The sequence below is a fragment of the Bradyrhizobium sp. CW1 genome, from assembly GCF_023100665.1.
GTDB classification, from domain to species: Bacteria; Pseudomonadota; Alphaproteobacteria; order Rhizobiales; family Xanthobacteraceae; genus Bradyrhizobium; species Bradyrhizobium canariense_D.
Window position 1 is genome coordinate 1,266,674 of the sequence record NZ_CP064684.1, and the last position, 25,295, is coordinate 1,291,968.

General features: G+C 65.6%; 22 protein-coding genes. 12 read left to right on the forward strand and 10 right to left on the reverse strand.

What is annotated here, in order from left to right; genetic code table 11:
- Positions 1 to 7 precede the first annotated feature (7 nt).
- Positions 8 to 541 carry a 2'-5' RNA ligase family protein gene (locus tag IVB54_RS06120; RefSeq protein WP_085349596.1) on the forward strand — a complete coding sequence of 178 codons (534 nt, stop codon included), beginning with the start codon at positions 8 to 10 and terminating at the stop codon, positions 539 to 541.
- Positions 542 to 603: 62 nt separating this feature from the next.
- Here IVB54_RS06120 and IVB54_RS06125 read toward each other — a convergent pair whose 3' ends face one another.
- Positions 604 to 1,629 (reverse strand): alpha/beta hydrolase, encoded by a 1,026-nt coding sequence (locus tag IVB54_RS06125; protein ID WP_085349595.1) that lies wholly within the window; start codon positions 1,627 to 1,629, stop codon positions 604 to 606.
- 937 nt (positions 1,630 to 2,566) lie between these two features.
- On the opposite strand from IVB54_RS06125, the gene IVB54_RS06130 reads away from it, so the two are divergent.
- Together IVB54_RS06130 and IVB54_RS06135 are read left to right on the forward strand one after the other, a co-directional pair.
- A complete protein-coding gene (locus tag IVB54_RS06130) occupies positions 2,567 to 4,057 on the forward strand; it encodes an amidohydrolase family protein (protein ID WP_247296148.1) in 1,491 nt (496 codons plus the stop codon).
- A gap of 3 nt (positions 4,058 to 4,060) precedes the next feature.
- Positions 4,061 to 5,026, forward strand: coding sequence for a GTP-binding protein (locus IVB54_RS06135; protein WP_247296146.1), 966 nt, complete (start codon positions 4,061 to 4,063; stop codon positions 5,024 to 5,026).
- 10 nt (positions 5,027 to 5,036) lie between these two features.
- Here IVB54_RS06135 and IVB54_RS06140 read toward each other — a convergent pair whose 3' ends face one another.
- Positions 5,037 to 5,414, reverse strand: a complete 378-nt coding sequence (locus IVB54_RS06140) for a tautomerase family protein (RefSeq protein WP_247296144.1) — start codon at positions 5,412 to 5,414, stop codon at positions 5,037 to 5,039.
- 110 nt (positions 5,415 to 5,524) lie between these two features.
- On the opposite strand from IVB54_RS06140, the gene IVB54_RS06145 reads away from it, so the two are divergent.
- Positions 5,525 to 6,124 (forward strand): TetR/AcrR family transcriptional regulator, encoded by a 600-nt coding sequence (locus tag IVB54_RS06145; RefSeq protein WP_247296142.1) that lies wholly within the window; start codon positions 5,525 to 5,527, stop codon positions 6,122 to 6,124.
- Positions 6,125 to 6,127: 3 nt separating this feature from the next.
- On the opposite strand, the gene IVB54_RS06150 is transcribed toward IVB54_RS06145, so the two are convergent.
- Together IVB54_RS06150 and IVB54_RS06155 are read right to left on the reverse strand one after the other, a co-directional pair.
- Positions 6,128 to 6,601 (reverse strand): hypothetical protein, encoded by a 474-nt coding sequence (locus tag IVB54_RS06150; protein ID WP_247296140.1) that lies wholly within the window; start codon positions 6,599 to 6,601, stop codon positions 6,128 to 6,130.
- A 12-nt stretch (positions 6,602 to 6,613) separates the two neighbouring features.
- Complete coding sequence (locus IVB54_RS06155; protein ID WP_018453636.1) at positions 6,614 to 6,964, reverse strand: hypothetical protein; 351 nt, start codon at positions 6,962 to 6,964, stop codon at positions 6,614 to 6,616.
- 440 nt (positions 6,965 to 7,404) lie between these two features.
- Between IVB54_RS06155 and IVB54_RS06160 the strand changes: the two genes are divergently transcribed.
- The 4 genes from IVB54_RS06160 (at position 7,405) to IVB54_RS06175 (ending at position 15,184) form a co-directional block, all read left to right on the forward strand.
- Positions 7,405 to 9,087 carry a cache domain-containing protein gene (locus tag IVB54_RS06160; RefSeq protein ID WP_018453637.1) on the forward strand — a complete coding sequence of 561 codons (1,683 nt, stop codon included), beginning with the start codon at positions 7,405 to 7,407 and terminating at the stop codon, positions 9,085 to 9,087.
- Positions 9,088 to 9,099: 12 nt separating this feature from the next.
- The gene (locus IVB54_RS06165) at positions 9,100 to 9,765 is read left to right on the forward strand and encodes an aspartate/glutamate racemase family protein (protein ID WP_247296136.1); all 666 of its coding nucleotides are present in this window, start codon (positions 9,100 to 9,102) and stop codon (positions 9,763 to 9,765) included.
- 126 nt (positions 9,766 to 9,891) lie between these two features.
- Positions 9,892 to 13,197 carry a carboxyl transferase domain-containing protein gene (locus tag IVB54_RS06170; protein ID WP_247296135.1) on the forward strand — a complete coding sequence of 1,102 codons (3,306 nt, stop codon included), beginning with the start codon at positions 9,892 to 9,894 and terminating at the stop codon, positions 13,195 to 13,197.
- A gap of 109 nt (positions 13,198 to 13,306) precedes the next feature.
- Positions 13,307 to 15,184, forward strand: coding sequence for a sigma-54-dependent Fis family transcriptional regulator (locus IVB54_RS06175; RefSeq protein WP_247296133.1), 1,878 nt, complete (start codon positions 13,307 to 13,309; stop codon positions 15,182 to 15,184).
- Positions 15,185 to 15,374: 190 nt separating this feature from the next.
- On the opposite strand, the gene IVB54_RS06180 is transcribed toward IVB54_RS06175, so the two are convergent.
- Positions 15,375 to 15,944 carry a flavin reductase family protein gene (locus tag IVB54_RS06180; protein WP_204512308.1) on the reverse strand — a complete coding sequence of 190 codons (570 nt, stop codon included), beginning with the start codon at positions 15,942 to 15,944 and terminating at the stop codon, positions 15,375 to 15,377.
- 57 nt (positions 15,945 to 16,001) lie between these two features.
- Positions 16,002 to 17,099 (reverse strand): LLM class flavin-dependent oxidoreductase, encoded by a 1,098-nt coding sequence (locus tag IVB54_RS06185; RefSeq protein ID WP_018453642.1) that lies wholly within the window; start codon positions 17,097 to 17,099, stop codon positions 16,002 to 16,004.
- Positions 17,100 to 17,338: 239 nt separating this feature from the next.
- Here IVB54_RS06185 and IVB54_RS06190 point away from each other — a divergent pair, with 239 nt between their 5' ends.
- From IVB54_RS06190 to poxB, 3 genes are all read left to right on the forward strand, one after another.
- Complete coding sequence (locus IVB54_RS06190) at positions 17,339 to 18,253, forward strand: 2-dehydro-3-deoxygalactonokinase (protein ID WP_018453643.1); 915 nt, start codon at positions 17,339 to 17,341, stop codon at positions 18,251 to 18,253.
- A 13-nt stretch (positions 18,254 to 18,266) separates the two neighbouring features.
- A complete protein-coding gene (locus IVB54_RS06195; protein WP_204512306.1) occupies positions 18,267 to 18,899 on the forward strand; it encodes a 2-dehydro-3-deoxy-6-phosphogalactonate aldolase in 633 nt (210 codons plus the stop codon).
- Positions 18,900 to 18,979: 80 nt separating this feature from the next.
- Positions 18,980 to 20,716, forward strand: coding sequence for a ubiquinone-dependent pyruvate dehydrogenase (gene poxB, locus IVB54_RS06200; RefSeq protein WP_204512305.1), 1,737 nt, complete (start codon positions 18,980 to 18,982; stop codon positions 20,714 to 20,716).
- On the opposite strand, the gene IVB54_RS06205 is transcribed toward poxB, so the two are convergent.
- Together IVB54_RS06205 and IVB54_RS06210 are read right to left on the reverse strand one after the other, a co-directional pair.
- Entirely contained in the window at positions 20,713 to 21,078 is a 366-nt protein-coding gene (locus IVB54_RS06205) for a hypothetical protein (protein WP_166517536.1), read from the reverse strand. The genes poxB and IVB54_RS06205 overlap by 4 nt on opposite strands.
- 69 nt (positions 21,079 to 21,147) lie before the next feature.
- Complete coding sequence (locus IVB54_RS06210) at positions 21,148 to 22,056, reverse strand: PaaI family thioesterase (RefSeq protein WP_204512304.1); 909 nt, start codon at positions 22,054 to 22,056, stop codon at positions 21,148 to 21,150.
- 148 nt (positions 22,057 to 22,204) lie between these two features.
- Between IVB54_RS06210 and IVB54_RS06215 the strand changes: the two genes are divergently transcribed.
- Entirely contained in the window at positions 22,205 to 22,525 is a 321-nt protein-coding gene (locus IVB54_RS06215) for a hypothetical protein (protein WP_204512303.1), read from the forward strand.
- A 38-nt stretch (positions 22,526 to 22,563) separates the two neighbouring features.
- On the opposite strand, the gene IVB54_RS06220 is transcribed toward IVB54_RS06215, so the two are convergent.
- Together IVB54_RS06220 and IVB54_RS06225 are read right to left on the reverse strand one after the other, a co-directional pair.
- Positions 22,564 to 24,033 carry an amidase gene (locus IVB54_RS06220; protein WP_247296130.1) on the reverse strand — a complete coding sequence of 490 codons (1,470 nt, stop codon included), beginning with the start codon at positions 24,031 to 24,033 and terminating at the stop codon, positions 22,564 to 22,566.
- Positions 24,034 to 24,157: 124 nt separating this feature from the next.
- A complete protein-coding gene (locus IVB54_RS06225; protein WP_247296127.1) occupies positions 24,158 to 25,270 on the reverse strand; it encodes a ring-opening amidohydrolase in 1,113 nt (370 codons plus the stop codon).
- Positions 25,271 to 25,295 lie beyond the last annotated feature (25 nt).

Sequence of the window (25,295 nt, forward strand, 5' to 3'; positions counted from 1 at the left end):
TGCGCCTGTGGCATTGGCGATCAATATCCGGTCTGACAACGATTCAGCAGGCGAGATCGTGCGGCTGTGGCATCAGGTTGCCGTCTTCGAGGCCGAGCCCTCGATGCGTGCCCTTGGCTACCGGCCTCATTTTACGTTTGCCATCTACGATTCCCCGGCGGCTCACGAGAAGGCTGCGTGCGATGCAATGCTGGCAGCTAGTTCTGGCGAGAGGCAACTGCGGATCAGGTTCAAACGAATTCGCTGGTTCGAAGCTTCTCCGCTTGTCCTCTGGGCGGAGCCGGAGGCCAACGAATCCCTGGCTCGCATCCACGGCATCATCAGCGCGGCAATCGATCCAGCGCATTGTCGTCCTCACTACCGGCCCGGCGCTTGGACGCCCCATTGCACGCTCGGCACTGCTATTGCCGATGAACGCCGCGATGATGCGATGGACTTCGCGCACGCGTTTGACCGCAACATTGAAGTGTTGTTCGACGTGGTGGATTGCGTCGCCTTTCCGCCTGTGCGGATCATCGCCGAGCGAAAATTGCCATTGTAGTTGGTTGTCGCTTCGGTGTCATTGATCGCGACGCATCAAACTCATGCCGCGCAGGCGCTCTCCTAAGCGATCGTGCCGTCGATCGAGCGGCGGATCACCCGCTGCACTTCGGCATTCGACAGAAAAAGATCGTGGTTGATGATGCCCCAGCCTTCCGCTGACGCATCGACCACGCGTACGCCGAGGCGCGCGATGACGGCTTTTTCGGCGGCGCCGACCCTGGTCATTCCACCTGCGATCTGTCCCGACAACGCCAGTGCGCGATCGTTCGTCGCGGCGATCACGGTGATTTTGCCCGCAAGCGGACCGATGCGCTGGATCGCTGACGAGAACACGTCCATGTCGATATCGGGCGCGGCAAACACCACGGCGCCGATCTTGCTCGTCACTGTGTCGCCGTATCGCGCATAGAGCTGACGCAGGCTTTCGAGCGACAGCATGGTTCCCATGCTGTGCGCAACGATGTTCACGCGGCCGGTGCCTGGCGCCGACACGAGTGTGGAGAGCACGCGCTCGAACTCGTCGCGGGACCACATCGCACTGTCGCGGTCATAGGCATAGTCGAACAGTCCTGCCTTGGAGGGCCAGGAGAACACCATGGTCCGGCCGCGGAACTTGATCCCATCGGAGAGATGGGCGCCATCCAGCACCGCCGTCTCGAACGTCTGCTTGAAGCCGTGCACATAGATCAGCACGTCTCCTCCGCCGGCCTGCGCAACGAGATCGCCAACGTCGGCCGACACCGGTTCGACCCGGTCAAGGCGCCAATCGCCAAGTCCAACCGAGGCCAGAGAAAGGCGGCTCTCGTCCGGCGCCCCCAGCTTCGCCCGCGCGATTGTCATGGTCGTCGCGCGCTCCGGCCCGAACCAGGGCTTCGTGCGACCGCCGTTCACCGGCTTGCGCGTGGTGGTGACGAGCAATGTGGGGTCAAGGGATAACGATGACGCGTCGAAACGCGCCCCGGTCGCACCCAAGCCGGCGCATCCGCCAAGCGCGAGGGCGGTCCCCGCCGACATAAATCCGCCGAGGAGAGCGCGGCGCGAAATAGAATGACGAGGGTCGCGTTGCAGGAGACGTCGAGCGATCACACAAAACCTTTGGGAACTTTGCCCACCGTAGCGCCCCGCTACATCTCTGAATGATAATGGGGGCGAGAAGACGGCGGAGCTGCTCTGCGGTCCATTGCATGGTCGTGCAGTCCGTCGTCTCCGCCGGTTGGGCGAAACAGCCGCAAACGCAAGTCAATCCCTCTCCGCAAAAATATTCCAGTTTACCGAAATTCGGAAATATCGTATGTGTCGGCCATCCCAGCCCACAAAAGGGGCGGTCGTACGTCGTCACGAACGCGGGCTGGGAGTTGCGGTGGACGCGGGCGGCGTTAAAGGCGGGCTTGTTGCGTGCAGGGCGAGATGAACCTCGTGAGCACGGCACGAACCGCATCGACGGACGGCGCCCAGACCTCGCGAAGCCTCTGGCGAAGCAGGCATGTCCTGCGAAGCCTCTTGGCGAAGCAGGGTCAGCCTGCGTACGGCGAAACCGTGTGGTCCTGGCCGTCGTTGCTACGGTCAAGCCTTTGCGAAGGCGTCAGCGCGTCAACCGGCGCGGTGCCGTGCATTTCGCGGGGGTGACGGAGACAAAAAGGAACTCGTCTCCGGGGAGAGCGCGGCATAGGCCGTCAAACCATCGCGCAGGGAAGGCCTGGTCTCGGCTGCCCTGTGTCTCCCCTATGCATTGCGTGTGCAATCAGTTCGCATGGGGGTTTTTATGGGTGCCAGCCGGCGCCCGGTCTTCCCTGCGCCCTTTCTTTTCGAGGGGGTGAAGCGAGAAGCATAGCTCGGGCAAAACATGCCGCGAGGCTGCGAGCGCGTATCCGCAACCCGCATGCAAACTGACCTCCCTTTCGAGCCTCCCTTTCGAGCCTCCCTTTCGAGCCTTCCTTGCGAGCATGATGCGTCAGCATCGGTGGAGGTGGTCGTCCCTCCCGGAATCTGCCTTGATGCGAATTCAGCGCGGAGGAATTTTGATATGAGCGGCTTGGTGATCTCTGGCGGCCGGGTGGTGGATCCCGCCAGCGGAATGGACGCGGTTGGTGATGTGGCGGTCGTGGACGGCAGGATCGCCGCGATTGGCGCCTCGCTCGGAAGCGCCGAGCGGACGATCGACGCGACCGGGCTCGTGGTCGCCCCCGGCTTCATCGACCTTCATGCGCATGGCCAGTCGCTCCCCGCGGATCGGATGCAGGCGTTCGACGGCGTCACGACCACGCTCGATCTCGAAGCGGGCGTGCTGCCGGTCGGATCCTGGTATGAGCGCCAGGCGCGGAAGGGGCGCGTGCTGAACTACGGCGCGGCCACCAATTGGGCTTTCGCGCGTATCGGCGCGATGACGGGCTCCAATGCGGAGAGCTCGCTGGAGGCGTTCGGCAACGCCATGCGCGATCGCCGCTGGATGGACAATGTGGCCAGCGATGCGGAGGTTGCCGGCATTCTCGAGCGCCTTTCGCGCGGTCTGAACGAGGGCGGCATCGGCATCGGGATCTTGAACGCCTATGCGCCGGGCGCCGGCGTGCAGGAGCTGACCGCGGTCTGCCAGCTCGCGGCCGCGCAGGACGTGCCGACCTTCACCCATGTCGCCTACATGTCGCGCATCGATCCCGAGAGCGCGGCGGAAGCCTATATCCGCCTGATCGGCTATGCCGGAGCCACCGGCGCGCACATGCACATCTGCCATTTCAACTCGTCGAGCAAGACCGACGTCGAGCGCTGCCGCGTGCTGATCGCGAAAGCGCAGGCGCAGGGCCTGCCCATCACGGTCGAGGCCTATCCCTACGGCACCGGCTCGACCGTGCTGGCGGCCGCCTTCTTCAGCGACCCCGAATTCGTCGAGCGCAACGGCACCGGTTACGATTCCGTGCAGCGGGTCACCGACGGCCATCGCTTCAGCGATCGCGAGGAGCTCCTGAAGGCGCAGGCGGAAGAGCCGTCCTCGCTGGTGCTGTGGCACATCCTCGACACCGAGAACAATGCGCATCACCGCGACCTCCTCGACATGTCGGTGCTCTATCCCGGCGGCGCGATCGCCTCCGACGCGATGCCGTGGACGACGTCGGACGGCAAGACCTACACCGGCGATGCCTGGCCGCTGCCGAATGACGCCACCTCGCATCCGCGCTCGGCGGGCTGCTTCACGAAATTCATCCGCGAATGGGTGCGCGAGCGCAAGACCGTGTCGCTGCTCGAAGGCGTGCGCAAATGCGCGCTGATCCCGGCGGAGATCCTGTCGCAGAGCACGCCCGCGATGCGCGCAAAAGGTCGGCTCGCGAAGGATGCCGATGCCGACATCGTCGTGTTCGACTACGAGAAGCTCTCGGACCGCGCGACCTTCACGGCGATGAACCGTCCCTCCGAAGGCGTGCGGCATCTGATCGTCAGCGGCCAGCCGTTAATCACAGATGGTGTGCTGGACGTCGCGGTGCGGCCCGGCCGTCCCGTGCGCCGTCCCGTCGTCGGGAGCTGAGACATGCCGGTCCCCATTCTCCTGGTGACGGGCTTTCTGGGGGCCGGCAAGACCACTGTCGTGAACCATCTGCTGGCGCATGCGGAGGGGCGGCGGATCGCCGCTGTGGTCAACGATTTCGGTGCGATCAACATCGATGCCGAGCTGATCGCCGGCGCGAGCGACGGCGTGGTCAGCCTCGCCAATGGCTGCATCTGCTGCTCGCTCGAAGGCGACCTGCTGCGCACGCTTGCGACGCTGCTGCGGCGTGATCCGAAGCCGGAATACATCGTCATCGAGACCAGCGGCGTCGCCGATCCCGCCGAGATCGTCCGCAATTTGATGGATCCCGTGATCCTGCGCGAAGCGCCGTTGGAAACGGTGCTCTGCGTGATGGACACGGCGACACCGCCGGCCGCTCTCGACGACGCGCTGCACCGCTCGCAGCTGCGCGTCGCCGACATCGTGGCGCTGAGCAAGCTGGATCTGGCGGATGAGGGTGCGGGCGGGCGTATCCGCGAGGCCATCCGCGCACAGCGCGTTCCTGCCGTGGTGGTCGACGCGCAGCACGGCGAGATTCCGTCCGCGCTGCTGTTTCCCGCGACCGTCGATCGTGCGCCCGCGCCGCGCAAACCCGGACCGAAACGTCCGGCAGAGCAACGCTTCGAAACCCTGAGCTGGACCTCGGACCAGCCACTTTCGCTCGCCCGCTTGCAGCAGGCCATCGGCCGCCTCGCGCCAAAACTCGCGCGGGCAAAAGGCCTGTTGGAGACCGTCGAGCAGCCCGGGCGCCAGATGGTGTTTCAATTCGCGGCCGGCCGCGCCACGCTCGCCCCTGCAGATGCCGCGCTCGCCGTTAGCGATGCCGCGCTCGCCGTTGGCGATGCCCCGGCTCTGCCGTGCGCGCGGATTGTTTTCATCGTCGAGCTAGGCGTGCTCTCGAAGGCGGAGCTCGACGGGATCATGGAGACCTGCGTTGCGGATCGGTGAAGCTGCCGCTTCAGGCGAATTGCGCGATGCCATTTCCAACGGACCAGTTCTCCGCGGGCGCATCGAGGACGTTGACGAACACGTCCTCGGGGCGGAGGCCCGGGTTTTCGCCGAGCAGGTCCGCGATCCGCCGGTACAGGGCCTTCTTCTGCTCGGGGGTGCGCGAGGCGAACACGGTGATCTGGATCAGCACGGCATCGTCGCTGCGCGTGACGCTGTAGGCATTGCCGCAGCGGAAGTTCGCGGGCGAATGCTCGCTGATGGTCATGAACTCGTCGCCTTCAGGGACGTTCAGGGCCTCACGCATGGCGCGGTAGAGGCCGCCGAGGATTGCCTTCCGGTAAGCTTCCGGCTTTCCGGCGCGCATCGAGATGTGGAGGAGAGGCATCGCGAAATCCTCATTGACGAAAGGGCGCATCGGCCCCAGTTTGTTTTTGACGCGGCGTCAAGAAATCATGTTTTTGACATCGTGTCAAATATGCTTGATAGGGGCAAAGCTTGAGGCCGCGCGAGTTCGACCACGACGATGTCCTGCGTATCGCCTTCGACCAGTTCTGGCGCAAGGGCGTGCGCGGCACCTCGCTGTCGGACATCGCGCGCGACGCCGGTGTCCAGCGCGGCAGCCTCTACAACGCCTTCGGCACCAAGGAGGCGCTGTTCCTGCAGGCCTATGAGCGCTATGCGGCCGATTATCTCCTTGCGCTGCAAAAGGCGCTCGGCGCGGGCTCATTGCGAAAGCGCCTCACCGCGTTCTTCGACCTGACCATCAGCAACTTCCGCGCCGGCACGCCGCCGCGCGGATGCCCGACGACGCGCGGGCTGATGGAGCTCGGCGCGGCCGAAGGCGAGGGGCTGGACGAGGAGGCGCGGCAGGCCTTCGCGAACCTCATCTCGCGCATCACCGTTCTGGTTCAGGAGACGTTGTCGGCAGGTGCGGCGCGCGGTGAATTCAACGGCAATTCCGCGGCCGCGGCGCTGCACATCATCACGGTGACGCGCGGCCTCGCCGTGCTCGAACGTGCCTTCGGCGACGAGGCGCAGCTGCGCAAGATCGCGTCCCACACCATCGATCTCGTGCTCGGCAGGAAGGGCGGCTAGGTGTCAGCAGACCGCGAGCGCGTTGACCGCCCGCGTCGTCACGGTCTCGTTCTCGTTGCCGACGAACTGGCAGACGACAGTTTGGAGCTCGCCCGGCTGCTTGCCGCGTGCCACCGCCAGCAGTCGCATCAATTCCGCCTCGTCCTTCGACAGGCGTCGGCACGACGGCGGCATGAAGCACAATTGGCAGGGCCGGCCGCTGCGCAGGATTCTGACGAGCGCGGCAACGCGTGCGACCAGCAGCGGGCTGTCGGTGATGCCAGGCGCCTCGTCGGCAAAGCGATAGGCCGCCTCCCAGCAATCGGACGCGCCGGTCGTATAGGCGGCAGCGATGAACCGGAACAGCGAGAGCGTGACGCGGCCAAAATCATCGTAGCTCTCGACGTCAGGCCGCGTCGCAAGCGCGGCCTGAAGCGGACAGAGCCGCGCCTCGCCGGCTTCCGTGGCAGGCACAGAGCCGCAACTATCCTGCATCATGCGCGATCCCGGTCAGTGCAACGTGGGGCTTCCGACCAGCCAGCTCTTCATCGCCATCGTCTGGTCATGGTCCAAAGACGGAACGTGCCGGTCGGGCAGGATGAGACCCGCCATGCGGAAGATCGTTGCAAGCCCCCGCACGGGTGCGAGAGCCCAATCGGCGCCGACTGGCGGCAGCCAGCATTCGAACTGCTCGCGCGCGATATCGTCGCGCTCTTTCTGCGCGGCCGCGATCGCCCGTAACATGCTGTGCTCGCTGTCGGACATGCGGGGGCAGGTCGGGCAGTGCACCGCGATGGCCGTATGCGCCGTGCAGGCAAAGATCTCGATGATGGATTCCAGCGAAGGCACGGCGTCGCCCACGCCAAAATGGTCGTCACTTGCTGGATGTCGGCCGCGGTCGGAACGGCGCTTCCGCTGCGCGCCTTGGCCCGAAATCCCCAAATGAAGAGCCGCTCCGCTGCGCTCAGCGCCGGAAGGTCGAGAGACCCTGTCGATGTCGATTGGTGCATTGAGCCTCTGGCCTCCGGCTGCGCCCATGCCCCGGCTGGCGCCGATGATCTGCGCCGATCGTTCCGTCAGAGCCCCCTGCAAGTCAACGCTCGGAGGGGCGATGTCGAGGTCTTCTAGTTTTGAAGAGTTCGCATCTCGGATGCAGCCAGCCTCGCGAGCCTGCGAGCCGTCTGCGGCATGCCGGTAGGATGCATGGAGTTTTGCGGGGTGGGGGAACCCGAATGCTTAAAGCTTTGCTAAGGGGCGCGGGATAAACTGGCATATCAGCCTTCCAAATCTTGCGAGCACCAATGTTTTTCTCCCGCATCAGTTTCAAGCTGGTCCTGATTGTCGGCATCAGCCTCCTTGGCATGATCGCGCTGGCGCCGATCGCGCTTTCGACCTTGCGCGCGCAGATGATCGCCGATCGTCAGGCCAAGACGCAGCACTTGGTCGACGTCGGCTACGGCATCCTGGCGCACTACCAGAAGCTCGAGAGCGAAGGAAAACTCCCGCGCGAGCAGGCCCAGGCCGGCGCGATCGCGGAGATCAAGAGCCTGCGCTACGACAAGGTCGAGTATTTCTGGCTGAACGACATGACCCCCAAGATGGTCATGCATCCGATCAAGCCCGAACTCGACGGCAAGGATCTCTCCGGGATGAAGGATCCGTCCGGCAACGCGCTGTTCGTCGGCTTCGTCGACGTCGTCAAAAAGCAGGGCGCGGGCTTCTACAGCTACCTCTGGCCGAAGCCCGGCTTCGACCAGCCGGTCGGGAAAATCTCCTATGTGAAGGGCTTTGCGCCCTGGGGCTGGATCATCGGCACCGGGATCTATCTCGACGACGTCGACGCCGTTTTCCGCCAGAATGCGATGACCTTCGCCCTGGTGTGCCTGGTCGTGTTCGTGCTCGTGCTCGGCGCCTCCTTCGTGATCGGCCGCAGCGTGACCCGGCCGCTGGCGAAGATCACGGCACTGACCGACCGCCTCGCCGCCGGCGACAGCGCGTTCGACGTGCCCCATACCGATCGTCGCGACGAGATCGGCGGGCTCGCCAAGGCGCTCGCCGTGTTCAAGGACAATGCGTCGGCGGTCGGCCGCATGCACGCCGAACAGCAGGAGACGAAGCAGAAGGCCGACGAGGAGAAGCGCAAGACGATGACCGACCTCGCCGGCAAGTTCGAAGCGAACGTTCAAGCCGTCGTCCGCGACGTGTTCAAGGAGGCGCGCGCGATGCAGCAGGCCGCGCAGGGCATGTCCGAGACCGCCGACAAGGCGACCGACCGTGCGAGCCTCGTCGCCACCGCCTGCCAGCAGGCCTCGAGCAACGTGCAGACGGTGGCCTCCGCCGCCGGGCAGCTGTCGTCCTCGATCGCCGAGATCAGCCAGCGCGTCGCGCAGGCTGCAAGCGTGGCCGACAAGGCCGCCGCCGACGGTCAACGCACCAACGACACCGTGCAGGGACTTGCTGCAGCCGCGCACAAGATCGGCGAGGTCATCGACCTCATCAACCAGATCGCCTCGCAGACCAATCTGCTCGCGCTCAACGCCACCATCGAGGCGGCGCGCGCCGGCGAGGCCGGCAAGGGTTTTGCAGTGGTGGCAAGCGAAGTGAAGTCGCTGGCGAGCCAGACCGCGAAGGCGACCGACGAGATCGGCGCGCAGATATCGGCGATCCAGGCCGAGACCAACCAGGTGGTCGGCAACATCGACAGCATTCGCAAGACCATCATGGAGGTCAACGAAATTTCCTCGTCGATCGCCGCAGCCGTCGAGGAGCAGGGCGCCGCGACGGCGGCGATCGCGCACAGCGTACGGGAGGCCGCCTCCGGCACCGACCAGGTTTCGCAGAACATCTCGGGTGTGACCGACGCGACGGCGGAGACCGGCCAGGCCGCCGGCCTCGTGCTGCAATCGAGCGGCCGGCTGTCGCAGAAGCTGCAATCGCTGGAAGACGAGGTCAGTGCTTTCGTTGCGGGGGTACGGGCGGCCTAGTATAGCAGGAGAATGAGCGCGCGCATTCTCCTGATCAATCCGAACAGTTCTGTGGCGACCACTGAGATGATGGTCGCCATCGCGAGGTCGGCCGCCGTGGACGGCTTCGACATCGACGGCGCGACCGCAACGCGCGCGCCGCAAATGATCGTGACGCCGGATGCGCTGGATGCAGCTTCCATCGAAGTTCTGGAGATCGCGCAGTCGAACCGGCATGCATGCGACGGCATCATCGTCGCGGCGTTCGGCGATCCCGGGTTGGCCGGGATCAAAGCCGCGGTTAAACGGCCCGCGGTCGGTATCGGTCAGTCCTCCATGCTGGCAGCCGCCGAGAACGGCCGTCGCTTCGGCGTGGCGACCACGACGCCGCTGCTGGAATCGAAGATCGACGCCGTGCCGGACGCGCTGGGGTTGCGATCGCGTTATACCGGCGCCCGCTTCGCCAAAGGCGATCCGCAAGACCTGATGGGCGATCCGGCGCGATTGCGTGCGGCGCTTGCCGGCGCGGTCGAGGCCTGCATCGCACAGGATGGCGCGGAGGCGGTCATCATCGGTGGCGGCCCGCTGGGCGAAGCTGCGTGCGAGCTTCAGCCGATGTTCACCGTGCCGATCATCGCGCCGATCCCGTCTGCCGTGGCGCGGATTATTCGCCTCATCACGGCGCGCGCGACCGATTGAAATTCCGGCCCGCGGGAACGGTCGTCGGGACCGCGTTCTTGCCCTTGACGGCCTCGGTTAAAGTGACGAAGCAGAACCATGGGACCTGCCGACCCGCGCTTGGGCACGCGGGCATGGAGACGCTGCATGTCGTTCAAGAAGCTCCTGATCGCCAATCGCGGCGAGATCGCCATCCGCATCGCGCGCGCCGCAGCCGATTCCGGCATCGCGACGGTCGCGATCCATCCCGCGGACGATGCGATGTCGCTGCATGTGCGGGTTGCCGACGAGGCCGTCGAAATCCCCGGTCGCGGCGCGCGGGCCTATCTCGACATCGAGGCCGTGGTCAAGGCGGCGAAGAGCGCAGGCTGCGACGCCGTGCATCCCGGCTACGGCTTCCTCAGCGAGAACGCTGCGTTCGCGAAGGCCTGCGCCGATGCAGGCATCGCCTTCGTCGGGCCCCGGGCCGCGGCGCTCGAGTTGTTCGGCGACAAGGTGGCGGCACGGCAACTGGCAAAGCGCTGCGGCGTCCCGATCATCGCCGGCACCAGCGGGCCGTCCTCGCTGGAGGACATCGCGGCGTTCTTCACCTCGCTCGGCAGCAACGCGGCAATCGTGATCAAGGCAATGGCCGGCGGCGGCGGGCGCGGCATGCGCGTGGTCGAGCGCGCTGCCGATCTCGCGGAGGCCTATGCGCGCTGCCAGTCCGAGGCCAAGGCCGCGTTCGGCTTCGACGGCGTCTATGCCGAGCGGTTGATCCGGCAGGCGCGCCATATCGAGGTGCAGATCATCGGCGATCGCGACGGCGCGATCTCCCACCTCTGGGAGCGCGAATGCACCATTCAGCGCCGACACCAGAAGCTGATCGAGGTGGCGCCGAGCCCGTCGCTCAGCGACGGCTTGCGTGGCCGTATCATCGCGGCGGCGAAGCAACTCGCCGTGGCCGCGTCGTACGACAATCTCGGCACGTTCGAGTTCCTGGTCGACGGTGCCGCCGAAGACAGTTTTGCCTTCATCGAGGCCAACCCGCGGCTTCAGGTCGAGCACACCGTGACGGAAGAGGTGCTCGGCCTCGATCTCGTCCGCGCCCAGCTCGCGGTCGCCGCCGGTGCCTCGCTTGCCTCGCTCGGCCTGGCGCAAGGCTCGATCCCGAAACCGCGCGGCTATGCCATGCAGCTCCGCGTCAACATGGAGACACTGGACGAGCTAGGCGCGACGCACCCGACCGGCGGCGTGCTCGCCGTGTTCGAACCGCCGTCGGGCCCCGGCGTCCGCGTCGATAGTTTCGGTTATGCCGGCTACAAGACCAGCGCCGCCTTCGACTCGCTGCTGGCAAAGGTCATCGTGCATACGCCCGGTGAAGCCTGGCACGACGTGGTCGCCAAGGCTTCGCGCGCCTTGCGCGAGTTTCGGATCGACGGCGTCATCACCAACATCGCCTTCCTCCAGGCGGTGCTGGCGCATCCCGACTTCAGGTCCAACCGCATCGCGACCGACTTCATCGATTGCAACATGGGCAAGCTCGTCGAAGCCGCGGATGGCGCGGCCAAACCACTTTATTTTGCAGCGACGGAGCGAAACGGCGGTCCCGGCACCGAGGCGCATACGGCACAGACCGTGCCCGAAGGCACAGTGATGGTCGCGGCACCCTTGCAGGGGACCATTGTCACTATTCAGGTGAAGGAAGGCGAGGTCGTGCGCCCGGGCCAGCAGCTCGCCGTGATCGAATCCATGAAAATGGAACATCTGGTCATGGCCGAGCAGGGCGGCCGCGTCACGAAGCTACTCGCCGGCGACGGTATCACGCTGATGCATGGCGAGCCGATCATGTATCTGGAGCCGCTCGACGTTGCGGCGGACGCGTCGGCAACGGAAACCGATGTCGATCTCGACCACATCCGTCCTGATCTCGCCGAACTGATCGCCCGCCAGGCCAACACGCTCGACGAAAATCGCCCTGCCTCCGTCGAGCGCCGCCGCAACACCAATCAGCGCACCGCGCGCGAGAATGTCGCGCAGCTCGTCGACGACGACTCGTTCATGGAGTACGGCAGCCTTGCGATTGCGGCGCAGCGGCGCCGGCGCAAGCTCGACGATCTCGTCAAGAACACGCCGGCCGACGGCCTCGTCATGGGCGTCGCGACCGTGAACGCCGAGAAGTTCGGTCCCGAAGGCGGGCGCTGCATCGTCGTGGCCTACGACTACACCGTGCTCGCGGGCACGCAAGGCCACATGAACCACAAGAAGATCGACCGCATGCTGACGCTCGCGGAAGACTGGCGCGTGCCGCTGGTGTTCTATGCCGAGGGCGGCGGCGGCCGCCCCGGCGATACCGACCGGCTCGGCATGACCGGGCTTGATGGTCCGTCCTTCGTGCAGTTCGCAAGGCTCTCGGGTCTGGTGCCGGTTATCGGCATCGTCTCCGGCTATTGCTTCGCCGGTAATGCCGCGATGCTCGGCTGCTGCGATGTCATCATCGCAACCAAAAACGCCTCGATCGGCATGGGGGGCCCCGCGATGATCGAAGGCGGCGGGCTCGGTGTCTATCACCCGGCCGAGGTCGGTCCTGTTACGTTCCAGTCGCCGAACGGCGTGATCGACATCCTCGTCGAGGACGAAGAAGAGGCAACATCCGTTGCGCAAAAATACCTATCCTATTTCCAGGGTGCGGTGACGGACTGGCAGGCCGCCGACCAGCGCCTGCTGCGCCGCGCGATCCCCGAGAACCGCCTGCGCGTCTACGACATCCGCAGCGTGATCGACCTCGTCGCGGATAAGGAGTCCGTGCTGGAGCTGCGCCGCGACTACGGTGTCGGCATGATCACGGCGTTGATCCGTGTCGAGGGCAAGCCGTTCGGCCTGATCGCCAACAATCCGCGGCATCTCGGCGGTGCGATCGACGCCGATGCCGGCGACAAGGCCGCGCGCTTCCTCCAGCTCTGCGACGCCTTCGATCTGCCGATCGTCTCGCTGTGCGACACGCCCGGCTTCATGGTCGGTCCGGAAGCCGAGAAGACGGCAATCGTGCGCCACGTCTCGCGCATGTTCGTGACAGGCGCGAGCCTGACTGTGCCGTTGTTCGGCATCGTGCTGCGCAAGGGCTATGGGCTGGGTGCACAGTCGATGATTGGCGGTGGCTTCCACGCCTCATTCTTCACCGCGGCCTGGCCGACCGGCGAGTTCGGCGGCATGGGCCTGGAGGGTTACGTCCGCCTCGGCTTCCGCAAGGAGATGGAGGCGATCGCCGACCCCGTCGAGCGCGAGACTTACTATCGCAACAAGGTCGCCGAGCTCTATGCCAACGGCAAGGCGGTCTCGATCGCCTCCGTGTTCGAGATCGACAACGTCATCGACCCCGCCGAGACCAGGCGCTGGATCATGGCGGGCCTGCGCTCGGTGCCGAAGCCGCCGGCGCGGACTGGGAAGAAGCGGCCCTGTATTGATACGTGGTGAGGGCGGTGCAGCAATTCTGATTGCGCTTCGCCGCGTTCCCGGTTCCCGATTGACATCCCCGCCTGCGGTGCCAGACTTTGCACAATAATGCAGGGTGGAGACGTCCGCGATGGCCAGCCTTTCGGCCTCGAACCATGTCGCCCGTGTCTTGTCCGTCGCCAATCAGGTTATAGACCGCTTGGCCGACGTCGATGCCTCTTCGCGCATTGCCAATTCCTGGCGGCGCTGCCTGGTCAGCCACAAGCTCGATCCCGGCCGTCAGGGGCCGCCGCAGACGCTCACCGAAGCCGAGATCCGTCACGTCGCCGAACCCATGGAGGAGACGATCCGGCTTGCAACACCGGAGCTCGACGACCTCGCCCGGGTACTGCGCGGTGCCGGTTATTGCGTCAACCTGGCAGACGTGAACGCAACCATGCTGTTCAGCCGCCTGCCCGGCGAGGCCGACGCACGACTATTCATGGACTGGAAGATCTACACAGGCTCGAATTTTTCCGAGGCCTCCGAAGGCACCAATGGGCTCGGCACCGCGCTCGCCGAGCAGAAGCCGATCCTGGTGCATCGCGACGAGCATTTTCGCGCGCAGTGGCACATGTTTTCCTGCGCCGTGACGCCGCTGTTTGACCAGGCGGGACGGCTCGCAGGCGCCGTGAACATCACCTCCTGCCGCGAGGACCTCGAACGCACCGCGCATCAGCTTGCGCTCGCGGTGACGATGGAGGCAACGCGGCGCATGGAGGGCGCGATCTTCCGCAGTCATTTCCGCAACGCCTGGATCGCGACCGTGCCGGGCGACGGCGGCGGCGGCCTGCTCGCCTATGACGACGATCGCCGCATCGTCGGCGCCTGCCGTTCGGCGCGCGCACTGCTGGGTCTCACCGACGGCTTGATCGCAGCCGGCATCGATCTGTCGCGCTATGTCAAATTCGACCATCCCGCCGCGCGCGACGCAGACGATCTCGTCGAACTGCGCCGGGCCGATGGCAGTTCACTAGGGCACGGCCATGTCGCGCCGCCGCTGCGGGCGAGGGCCTCGACCCGTCCGCTCGCGCCGCGCCGCGATGCACCGGTCGATCGCTTCGATGCGCTGCAGCGGCTCGCCGGACGCGATCCCAGCCTGATCAGGAGCGTGAAGCGACTTAGAAGCATCGGCGATCGCAATCTGCCGGTGCTGCTGCATGGCGAGACCGGCGTCGGCAAGGATGTGTTCGCCCGTGCCATTCACGCAGCCGGCAATCGCGCGCGCCACAACTATGTCGCGCTGAACTGCGCGGCGATGCCGGAAAGCCTGATCGATGCCGAGCTGTTCGGCTACGAGGCCGGCGCCTTCACCGGCGCACGCCGCGACGGCTCGAAGGGCCTGATCGTGCAGGCAGACGGCGGCACGCTGTTCCTCGACGAGATCGGCGACATGCCGATCGCGCTGCAGACGCGGCTGCTACGGGTGCTGGAGAACCGCGAAGTCTGGCCGCTCGGCGCGCTGAAGCCCGTGCCGGTCGACATTCGCCTGATCAGCGCCACCCATCGCGATCTCGGCCGCATGGCCGAGGAGGGCGCCTTCCGCACCGACCTATATTTCCGTCTGCGCGGCATGGAGGTGCGGCTGCCGGCCTTGCGCGAGCGCGCCGACCGCGACGACGTCATCCGCCAGATCGCTCACGAGGAGGCGCCGAATTGCTCGCTCTCGGACGAGGCCTGGGCGCGGCTCGCGGCCTATCCCTATCCCGGCAACATGCGCCAGCTTCGGCATGTGCTGCGGCTCGCCGGCTGCACGGCGGAGGACGACGTCATCACCGATGCCGACCTCGATCTGCCGCCGTTTGGTGGAAGGGCGGAGCCGGATCTCGCAGCGGCGGAGCGCGCGGCGATCGTCGAAGCCTTGCGCAAACACGGCGGCCGCGTGACGGAAACAGCGCGCGCGCTGAAGCTGAGCCGCGCCACGCTGTATCGCAAGATCAAGCAGTTGAAGATCGAGACGACGCAGTAGCGATCTTTCTTCCCTCTCCCCTTGCGGGAGAGGGCGGCTCGCCGCGAACGCGGCGAGACGGGCGAGGGGTATCTCTCCGCACTTGACTCTCTTGCTTCTGAGTCCGCGGAGAGATACCCCTCATCCGGGGCTTCGCGCCACCTTCTCCCGCAAGGGGAGACGGGAGCGGCAGCGAGCCTGCCGCCGCTCTCTACGAAAAATCGCTCCAGCTCAGATGTCGCGAGTCGAGGTCGCCGACTGTCACGGTGCCGCGGATTTCGCGCGGGGCGTGGAAGCTGCTGCGCAGATACACGAGCGGCGCCGCCCCGTCGGAATGCGATGCGCCGCGCACCTCGCCGACGAAGATCGAATGCGTCTTGGTCTCGAATTCCTGCGCCAGCACGCAGTCGAATGCGGCGACCGCATCGCTCAGCACCGGCGCGCCGGTCACCCCACGCGTCCACTCCCCGAACGCAAAACGGTCGTCGCCATTGACGCCCTTCTGGCCACTGAAGGTAAGCGCCAGGAGGGCGTGGTCCTCGTGCAGGAAGTTGATCGCGAACGCGCCTTCCTCGCGGATGCGCGCGTGCGCACTGGCGTTGCGGTTGACGCACACGATCAGGGATGGTGGCGAGTCCGACAGTGAGCAGGCCGAGGTCACCGTCAGCCCCGTGCGCTTGCCGTGCTCGGCGCCGACCGTCACCAGCGCGACCGCGCCGGCGCACTGGCGCATCGCCTGCTTGAAATTCTTAGCGTCGAAAGCACTGGCGTCCACCGTCACGCGGAAATCTCCGAAATGGATGTGGGTGCGGCACGATCGCGCCGCACCCGCGTCGGGTCAAGCCGCCTTCTTCGCGGAGCCGAGATGCTTCAGGCGCGGCATCACCTCGTTCTTCAGCAGCGACAGCGAGTGATGCCAGGCTTCAGCCTTGTGCTTGTAGTCGAAGCCGAACACCAGCAGCACGCCGAAGCCGCCGACCTCCTCGTAGATCTTCTCGATTTTCTCGGCGACGGTCGCTGGCGAGCCGACGATCCAGTTCCGCTTGGCGCAATATTCGACGGTGACGTCGCTATCGGGCACGTCGGGCGCGTGCTTCAGATAGTCCTTGAAGCCGAAATGGCCGAGCAGCGGCAGGAAGTACTCGCCCATCATCCGGCCCATCATGTCGCCGGTCGAGAGCCGCCACGCTTCCTCGTCGGTATCGGCGACGAACACCTCGCGCACCAGCCGCCAATCGGCCCGGTCCGGCTTGCGCCCGGTCTTGGCGGCACCGGCTACAACCGAATCCCAATGACTGCCGACATAGGCCGGGTTCAGGTTGAGGCTCATTGGAATGAAGCCGCGCTCGCCGGCGAGCTTCAGCGTGTCCGAGTTCTTCGAGAGCCCAGCGACGCCGATCGGCGGGTGCGGCGTCTGCAACGGCTTGATGTGGGGTTTCAAGAAGTCGAACATCGTGTCCGGCTTGGTCACCGTCCAGAATTTGCCCTTGTAGGTCCAGGGCGCGGGATCGCTCCACATCTTCAGAATGATCTCCAGCGCCTCGCGCGTCATGTCGCGGTTCTGTCCGCTCATGCCGTCGACATTGAACATGGCCCAGTCGCTCGGCAGGCCGCTCGCCGCGACGCCGAAATTGAGCCGACCTCCCGAGAGGTGATCGAGCATGGCGACGCGGTTGGCGAGCTCGGCCGGGTGGTGATAGGGCAGCAGGAAGCCGCCCGGCCCGATACGGATATTCTTGGTCTGCATCAGCGCCTGCGCGATCAGCAGATCGGGCGTGGGATTGGGTTCCCAGGGCGCGGTATGGTGCTCGCCGACCCAGGCCTCCTGATAGCCGAGCTCGTCGAGCCAGCGCATGACCTGCAGGTCCCAGTCGTTCCCTTCCTTCAGGCCGCACTCCGGCGGGTGCGAAGGCATCGTGAAATAGCCGATCTCCATGGGTTTCCTCATCTGATGTTGACGCGTCTTATTGCGCGGTTCACGGACGTGAGCAGGGTTGCTTGAGCAAGCGGTGTGCCACCGCTCCGCAAGCGGTGTGCCAGCGCTACAGCGGCTCAGTCCCGCGAGAAAACGCTGGTTTGCGGCGGCAATAGCCGATATCCCGTGGCGAATTTGCGGGCCGTCGTCTCATTGTCGCGAGACGGCGTCTTGCCGGTGAGACGAGGACGAGAACCGAGATGACCGAACCCGCTTACGTCGCGGTGGACTGGGGCACCAGCAGCTTCCGGCTCTGGTTGATCGATCGTACCGGCGTAGTGCTGGCCGAACGCCGCAGCGGCGAGGGCATGCTGGCGGCGGCAAAGACCGGCTTCGCGGCCGTGCTGCAATCCCATCTTGCCGCCGTCGAAGCACCAGCTCATCTGCCGGTTCTGGTCTGCGGCATGGCCGGCGCCAAGACGGGCTGGGTCGAAGCCGGATATGTCGATACACCCGCGCCGCTCGCGGCCGTCCTGGAGCAGGCCGCGCACGTGCCGGGCGAAGCACGCGATATCCGCATCCTGCCGGGTATCGCGCAGCGCGATACAAGAGCGCCGGACGTGATGCGCGGCGAGGAGACACAGCTGCTCGGCGCGCTTGGTCTCGATGCCGCAGGTGAGGCGCTGGTCTGCATGCCCGGCACGCATTCGAAATGGGTACGCCTGAAGGACGATACGATCGCGCATTTCTCCACCTTCATGACCGGCGAGCTCTTCAGCGTTGTGTCGCGCGAGACGATCTTGTCGCTTGCGGTCGCAGGCGCCGAAGACGCCGAGGACGTCGCGAGCTTCAAGGCGGCGGTGAGAGCTGCGTATGAGGCGCCGTCGTTCGCGGCCAATTTTCTGTTCGGCGCGCGCTCGCGTCAGCTTCTGTTCGGGAGCACACCGGCCGCGGCGCGCGAAACGCTGTCGGGCACTTTGATCGGCATCGAGCTGGCCGCCGGGCTCTCCGGCGCCGTGCCGAAAGCAGGCATTACGTTGATTGCCTCGGGGCGGCTCGCGATGCTGTACACGTTGGCTTTCGATGCGTTGTCGGTCACCGTGAACCCCGTCGATGCCGATGAAGCGGTCCGCCGCGGTCTGTCGATGGCGGCTGCCGCGATCTGGACGAAATGAGAGGACTGTTGAAATGAGCGTTCCCTTTCCGGCGATGAAGCGGCCACTGCTTGCGATCCTGCGCGGCGTGAAGCCCGAGGAAACGCAGGCCATCGTCGGCGTGCTGATCGAGGCCGGCATGACCGCGATCGAGATCCCGCTAAACTCGCCCGATCCGTTCCGCTCCATCGCCACCGCCGTCAAGCTCGCGCCGGCCGGCGTGCTGATCGGCGCCGGCACGGTGCTGACCACAGCGGATGTCGATCGGCTCAACGATGTCGGCGGCAAGCTGATGGTCTCGCCGAATGTCGATACGCAGGTGCTCACGCGTGCGCACCAATACGCCATGGTCACGTTGCCGGGCGTGTTTTCGCCGACCGAGGCGCTGCTGGCCGCGCGCTCCGGCGCCTCTGGCCTGAAGTTCTTTCCGGCAAGCGTGCTCGGCGCGTCCGGCATCGCCGCGATCCGCGCCGTGCTGCCGGCCGGCGTGATGATCGCCGCCGTCGGCGGCGTCTCCGACCAGAATTTCGCGGAGTACATCGAGGGTGGCGTGACGGCGTTCGGGCTGGGCTCCAACCTCTACAAGCCCGGCATGACGGTAACGGACGTTGCCGCTCGCGCAAAATTGACGATCGCGGCCTACGATCGGGCGATTGCGAAAGACTGAAGCGGCAATAAACAAGCCGTGATGTCGTCACGGTCGCACGTTATCCTATCTTGCTGCACCAGCGAGATCAGGAGACCGACATGGCGATCAACAATGTAGCCGATCTGTTCGTGGCAACGCTCGAACAGGCTGGCGTCAAGCGCATCTACGGCATCGTCGGCGACAGTCTGAATGCGCTGACCGAAGCGCTGCGGCGGCGCGGCACGATCGAATGGATCCATGTCCGGCACGAGGAGGTCGCGGCCTTCGCCGCCGCCGGGGAAGCGGAAATGACGGGCAGCCTTGCGGTGTGCGCGGGCTCGTGTGGTCCCGGCAATCTGCATCTGATCAACGGCCTGTTCGACGCCCATCGCAGCCGCGTTCCCGTGCTGGCGATCGCCGCGCAAATTCCGACCGCCGAGATCGGCAGCGGCTATTTCCAGGAGACGCATCCGCAAAACCTGTTCCGCGAGTGCAGCCATTATTGCGAGCTGGTCTCCGATCCGAGTCAGCTTCCCTACGTGCTGGAAAACGCGATCCGCGCGGCGGTCGGCATGCGCGGCGTCGCCGTTGTCGCCATGCCGGGCGACGTCGCCTTCCGCAGCCCACCCAAGCGCGCGCTGTCGACGGCGCGTGGCCTTGCGCTGTCGGCGCCGAAGGTTGTGCCGCAGGCGGATGAGTTGAAGGCGCTTGCGGATCTCCTGAACGGCGCCGAACGCATCACCCTGTTCTGCGGTCGCGGCTGCGCCGGCGCGCATGCGCCGCTGATGCAGCTTGCGGAAGCCTTGAAGAGCCCGATCGTGCATGCGCTGGGCGGAAAGGAGCATGTCGAATACGACAATCCCTACGATGTCGGCATGACCGGCTTCATCGGCTTCTCCTCCGGCTATGCCGCCATGCACGCCTGCGACGCGCTGGTGATGCTCGGGACCGATTTTCCCTACAAGCAGTTCTTCCCGACCGATGCCAAGATCGCGCAGATCGACATCCGTCCGGAAAATCTCGGGCGCCGCTGCAAGATCGACCTCGGCCTGGTCGGCGACGTCAAGCTCACCCTCGAGGCGCTGCTGCCGCTTCTGAAATCCAAGACGCAGCGCAAGCACCTCGACGATGCGATCGCGCATTACAAGAAGGCGCGCGAAGGCCTCGACTCGCTCGCCAAGGGCACGCCGGGCAGCAAACCAATCCATCCGCAATACCTGGCAAAGGTCATCAGCGACCATGCGAGCGATGATGCGGTGTTCACCGCCGATGTCGGCACGCCGACGGTGTGGGCCGCGCGCTATCTCGAGATGAACGGACGCCGCCGGCTGATCGGCTCGTTCGTGCACGGCTCGATGGCCAACGCCATGCCGCAGGCGATCGGCGCGCAGGCCGCGCAGCCCGGCCGGCAGGTGATCTCGCTCTCCGGCGACGGGGGCTTCACCATGCTGATGGGCGATCTGATCACGCTGACGCAGATGAAGCTGCCGGTGAAGGTGGTCATCTTCAACAACGGCGTGCTCGGCTTCGTCGCACTGGAGATGAAGGCGGCCGGTTTCGTCGACACCAATGTCGATCTGGAGAATCCGGACTTCGCGGCGATGGCGCGCGCGATGGGTATCTTCGCAAGGCGGGTCGAGGATCCCGGCGAGCTTCCAGGTGCGATGAAGGAGATGCTGGCCCACCACGGACCGGCGCTGCTCGATGTGGTCACCGCCAAGCAGGAGCTGTCGATGCCGCCGACCATCACGCCCGAACAGATCAAGGGCTTCAGCCTCTGGGTCTTGCGCGCCGTGATGAACGGCCGCGGCGACGAGGTCGTCGATCTCGCCAAGACCAATTTGCTGCCGCGCTAGCCGCGCTTGACCGATGGCACGGGCAGCCGCTCATGGCGGCGCTGGAAGCGTTGCCAGTGCAGCACGATCCCGATCAGCAGCGCCGGCACGAAGCCGAGCGCGATCAGAAAGTGGGGCAGCTGCGTTGGCGAGATGAACGCGATGCCGATGTCGGAGATCAGCCAAAGCGCGGCGAACATCACCGCGAAATCGGTGCGCGGGCAGCGCAGATAGTAGAACACGGCGGTGATGACGACGGCGGGTCCGATGGCGATGCCGATCATCACCGTCGTCAGCTCCTTCGGCGTCAGCGCGTCGAGCACCATCGCTGCCAGCAGCCAGAGCGCGGCGAACATGGCGATGATGTCGAGCGGATGCCGCAAGCCAATACCTCTCGTGAGGGGACGCGCTATCGTTGTGGCCCAGACCTTGGCCGTCAAGGGAAAATGCGCCTATTCCTCGTCGTTTCCGGGCGTCGGCCGCAGCATGAAATGGCCGAAGGCTGTGGCGATCGGCTTGTTCGCATCGTCCTGCCAGGCCCGTGCCTCGAAGGCGACGATGCGCCGGCCCTGTTTCACGATCGAGACGTTGGCGAACGTGTCGAGCGCGCGGCCGGAGCGCAGATAGTTGACGGTCAGTCCGATCGGCTTGGGCAGTGCGGTGGCGCCGAGTTCACGGGCCACTCCGAAGATCGCGGTGGTTTCGAGGAAGGCGCCGGTCATGCCGCCATGGATCGCAGGCAGAATCGGATTGCCGATGATCTTTGGCGAGAACGGCATCGTCAGTGTGCCGTCGTCGTTGACGCGAATGCCGAGGCAGCGTGCGAACGGGCTGTTGGCGAACGGGCCTTCCGGATCGTCCGGCGCCTCCAGCCTCGGGATGCCGGGCGAATCCATCCTGCGATCCGCGAGCATGTTGGTGCGGTTGGCGCCGATCATGAAACAGGCGGTCGCGGTCGCGACCGGATCGTCCTCGGACTCCTGATAGGCGGTGGAGCGCACGAAGGCAATCGAACGCGTGGTGCGGTAGCAGACCGAATGCGCCTTGATGTCGAGGCCCGGCGTTGCCGGCTTCTGATAGTCGATGCGCAGATCGAGCGTCGCGATCGCGCTTGTGCCGTCCAGCGCGAGTTGCACCGCCATGCCGCAACTCTCGTCCAGCATCGCGGTGACGACCCCGCCATGCAGGACGCCGGTCTCGGTGTCACCGACAAAGACCGGCCGGTAGGGCAGGCTGGACCAGGCTTCGCGCGGTGCGAAGCGGTCGAGCTGGAGCCCGCTGATCTGGCCGTAATCGGAGCGGCGACCCTTGATCGCCTCGGCGAGGTCCTCGAACGAAAGTGTGGTCGGTGAGCTGGACATGAGGACGTTCTAGACCAGTGGCGGGCGCGGCGCAAAACCCCGAATGCGCGTCCCACGGTGGGTGCCGGGGGCGGTTTGGCCTCGACAGGGCGGGCCGAAGCAACGATGGTGGGCGCCTCGTTCGTTCGACCAGCCGTAAGGAGTGCCCATGGCCGATCCCGAAACGCCCGTCACCAGCCAGGGGCCCGTCATCATTTCGACATCGAGCTCGGAGCGGGCGCCGATCATCTATTTCGACGGTGCATCCTGCTTCGGCCACCACAACGGCGCGATTCAAATCGAGCTTGCGGCGAACCTTCTGATGCCGGTCGGCGCCGCCGTCAGGGTTGATGTGGTCCAGACCGCGCATCTGCGTTGCAGCGTGGCCGCGGCGCTGGCTCTGCGCGAAGCGCTCGAAAAGGCGCTGGCAATGTACCAGCAGGGCCAGCAGCAGCCCCGGCCGGAGGAAATTCCCTCGGTGAAGAACTGAGGCCGTTCGCGGATCGCAAGTTAATGCGATCAACTCGCTCAGCTCACATGCACCTTCGGCTTCCTGCCGTCGTTCCACTTGCCGTCGAGCGCGCGCTCGATCTGGGCGGCGAGTTGCAGCAGGAGGCCGTCATTGGCCTGCTTCGCAATCGCCTGGATGCCCAGCGGCAGGCCGTGGTCCTGCGTGGCCATCGGCATCGAGATCGCCGGCATGCCGCAGAGATTGGCGAGCGGCGTGAAGGCGAAGAAGCGCCAAAGATTGCCGAACCAGTCGAGCACGTCGGGGTTGTCGGAGATGGTGAGATATTCCCGGGTGCCGACCTTCGGCGTCGGCAGCGCCGTGATCGGGGTCAAGATCACGTCCCACTGCTCGAAGAAGGCGCCGAAGGCGCGCGAGGTCGTGTTGAACACGCCTTGCATCTTCGCCCGCTCGGCGAAGCTCGTATGCCGGCCGGCTTCCCAGATCCGGATATTCATGGGTTCGATGAGATCTTCCGGCGGCCGTTCCAGTCCGCGCGCGGCGAGCATGTTGGAGATCACCACGGCAAAATTCGAGATGTAGCAGGTGGTCTGCGCCTCGAACGCGGCGCGGAACTCGAGTTCGGGCAGGGCGTAGTCGACGTGATGGCCGAGGCCTTCGAGGAAGCGGCCGGCCTTCGCCAGCTCGGCCGCGATCTCGGGCGTCGCGGTGTAGTCGCCCCAGCTGTGCGACAGCGCGATACGAAGCTTTGACGGGTCGCGCTTGATCATCTCGGAATAAGGCTGCGCCGTGGTCCAGAACGGCATGAATTCGCCGGGCGCCGCTCCCCTTGCATGGTCGACGAAGGCGGCGGTGTCGCGCACCGAGCGCGACTGGCAGCCCTGGATCGAGACGAGGCCGGTGAGATCGGACATGTGCGGTGCGAGCGAGAACACGCCGCGCGAGACTTTCAAGCCGATATTGCCGTTGACGCCGGCGGGAATGCGGATCGAGCCGCCGCCGTCAGTCGCGTGTGCGATCGGCACCACGCCGGCCGCGACCATTGCGGCGCTCCCGGCCGACGAGCCGCAGGTGGTGTAGTCGGTGTCCCAGGGATTGCGCGTGACATAGACGGCCGGATTGTCGGCCGAGCTGCAGACGCCGAACTCCGGTGTCGTGGTGCGTCCGATCAGGTTCAGTCCGGCCTGGCGGAATTTGCCGGTCAGGAACGTGTCGGCGCTGGCGCGATTGCCGCGCATTAACAGCGAGCCCATCTCCTGGAGCCGCCCCTTCATGGTCGGGCCGAGGTCCTTCATCAGGAAGGGCAGGCCTGCGAACGGGCCGGCGAGATTGGCGCCGTCCTTGGCCGGATCGGCGATCACGTCATCGAACAGCTCGACCACGCCCGACAGTGCCGGATTGACCTTGGCGACGCCCGCGGCGGCCTGGCGCGCCAACTCCTTTGCCGTGAGCTCGCCCTTGCGGACGCGCGCGGCCAGCCCCACGCCATCGTGCTGCGCCCATTCGTTCCAGCTCATCGGGAAAGTCATGCGATCCAAACCTCTTCGTGCGGCGCCACCTTAGTTTCGCACAGGAACACTTTAATCAACTGAGCGGCGCGAAGGGCAGGGTTGCGCCGGATGGAGAGGTAATCCCGAATTGCATGCGCGCGCATCAATTGGAGAACTTTGCGATCACCGCGACCGGGCCGCCGCCGGCTGGGCCCTGATGCTCGGCGCCGCCGGAGACGTAGACCGCACCAGTGCCGGCGAGGCCGGCAATCAACCCGCCAACGGCAGCCCGGGCGTGGCGTGTCGAGCTGATATCGGTATCTTCGAGCATGGTGTGGCGGAAGCCGCGCACGCAGCCATCAGGGGAGGCCTCGGCCTTAGCGAAGATGTTGACAAGCTTGCTGCCGGTCGTCGTCTGTTGCCCGGCACGGAGCCCAACGCTCTCCAACGCCGCAAGCACCGCCGCGGTGTCGATCGCATCGCTCATCACGGCATGCCCGATCTCGAATTCGCTCGTCGAGGACATCGAATTGCCGAGCACGATGACGACGTTATGCATGAGCTCGATCCCGGACGAGGTCGAGGCGACGTTCGAGAACAGATCGTAGCGTCGCAGCACGTCCTCATCACGAACGCCGGTTGCGATCTCGCCGAGCGCGACCGCAACGCCGAGTGCGGAAGCGCCGCGCGAATAGGCCATCGAACTGTAGGCGCTGGTCGTCGCTGTCTTGTGACCGCGCGCATTCGCCGCTTCGACGCGCTCGCTGGTGAGCAGCGGGCATTTGATCTGCACGAAATGGACGTCGGCGGGATCGGCGATCCCGGCATCCGCCATCGCGGCCTTCACGGCCTTGGCTGTCTCCGTGATCTGAGCGGAGCGGCCGAGCTCTTCAGGGAGAAAATCCCGCGTGTGCGCCATGCCGATGCTCAGGCGCTTGCCGGAGAGGCCTGCCGGGCGCTGTAGAATGTCCTGGCGCGTGAACACCGTGATGTGCGGGCTGAGCACGCCCTCGGTGCCGCCCGACATCACGAAGGCGATGCGTTGCTCGACCTCCTGCGGCGACAGCCCGAGCTGCGGCGCCAGCGCCGTGCACAGCGCGGCAACGGCATATTCCCGGGTAAAGTCGTTGACGCCGCCGTTGCCTTCGGTCTTGCCGAGGATCGCCAGGATGGATGCCGGATCGATCGCGCCGGAGCCGATCATGCTCATCAATCCGGAGACGTCGCCGGGGCCTCTGGTGGCGACCTTGAAGACGCCGACCGATGTCGTCCGCATTATAATCCTCACATGAAGTTCAGGA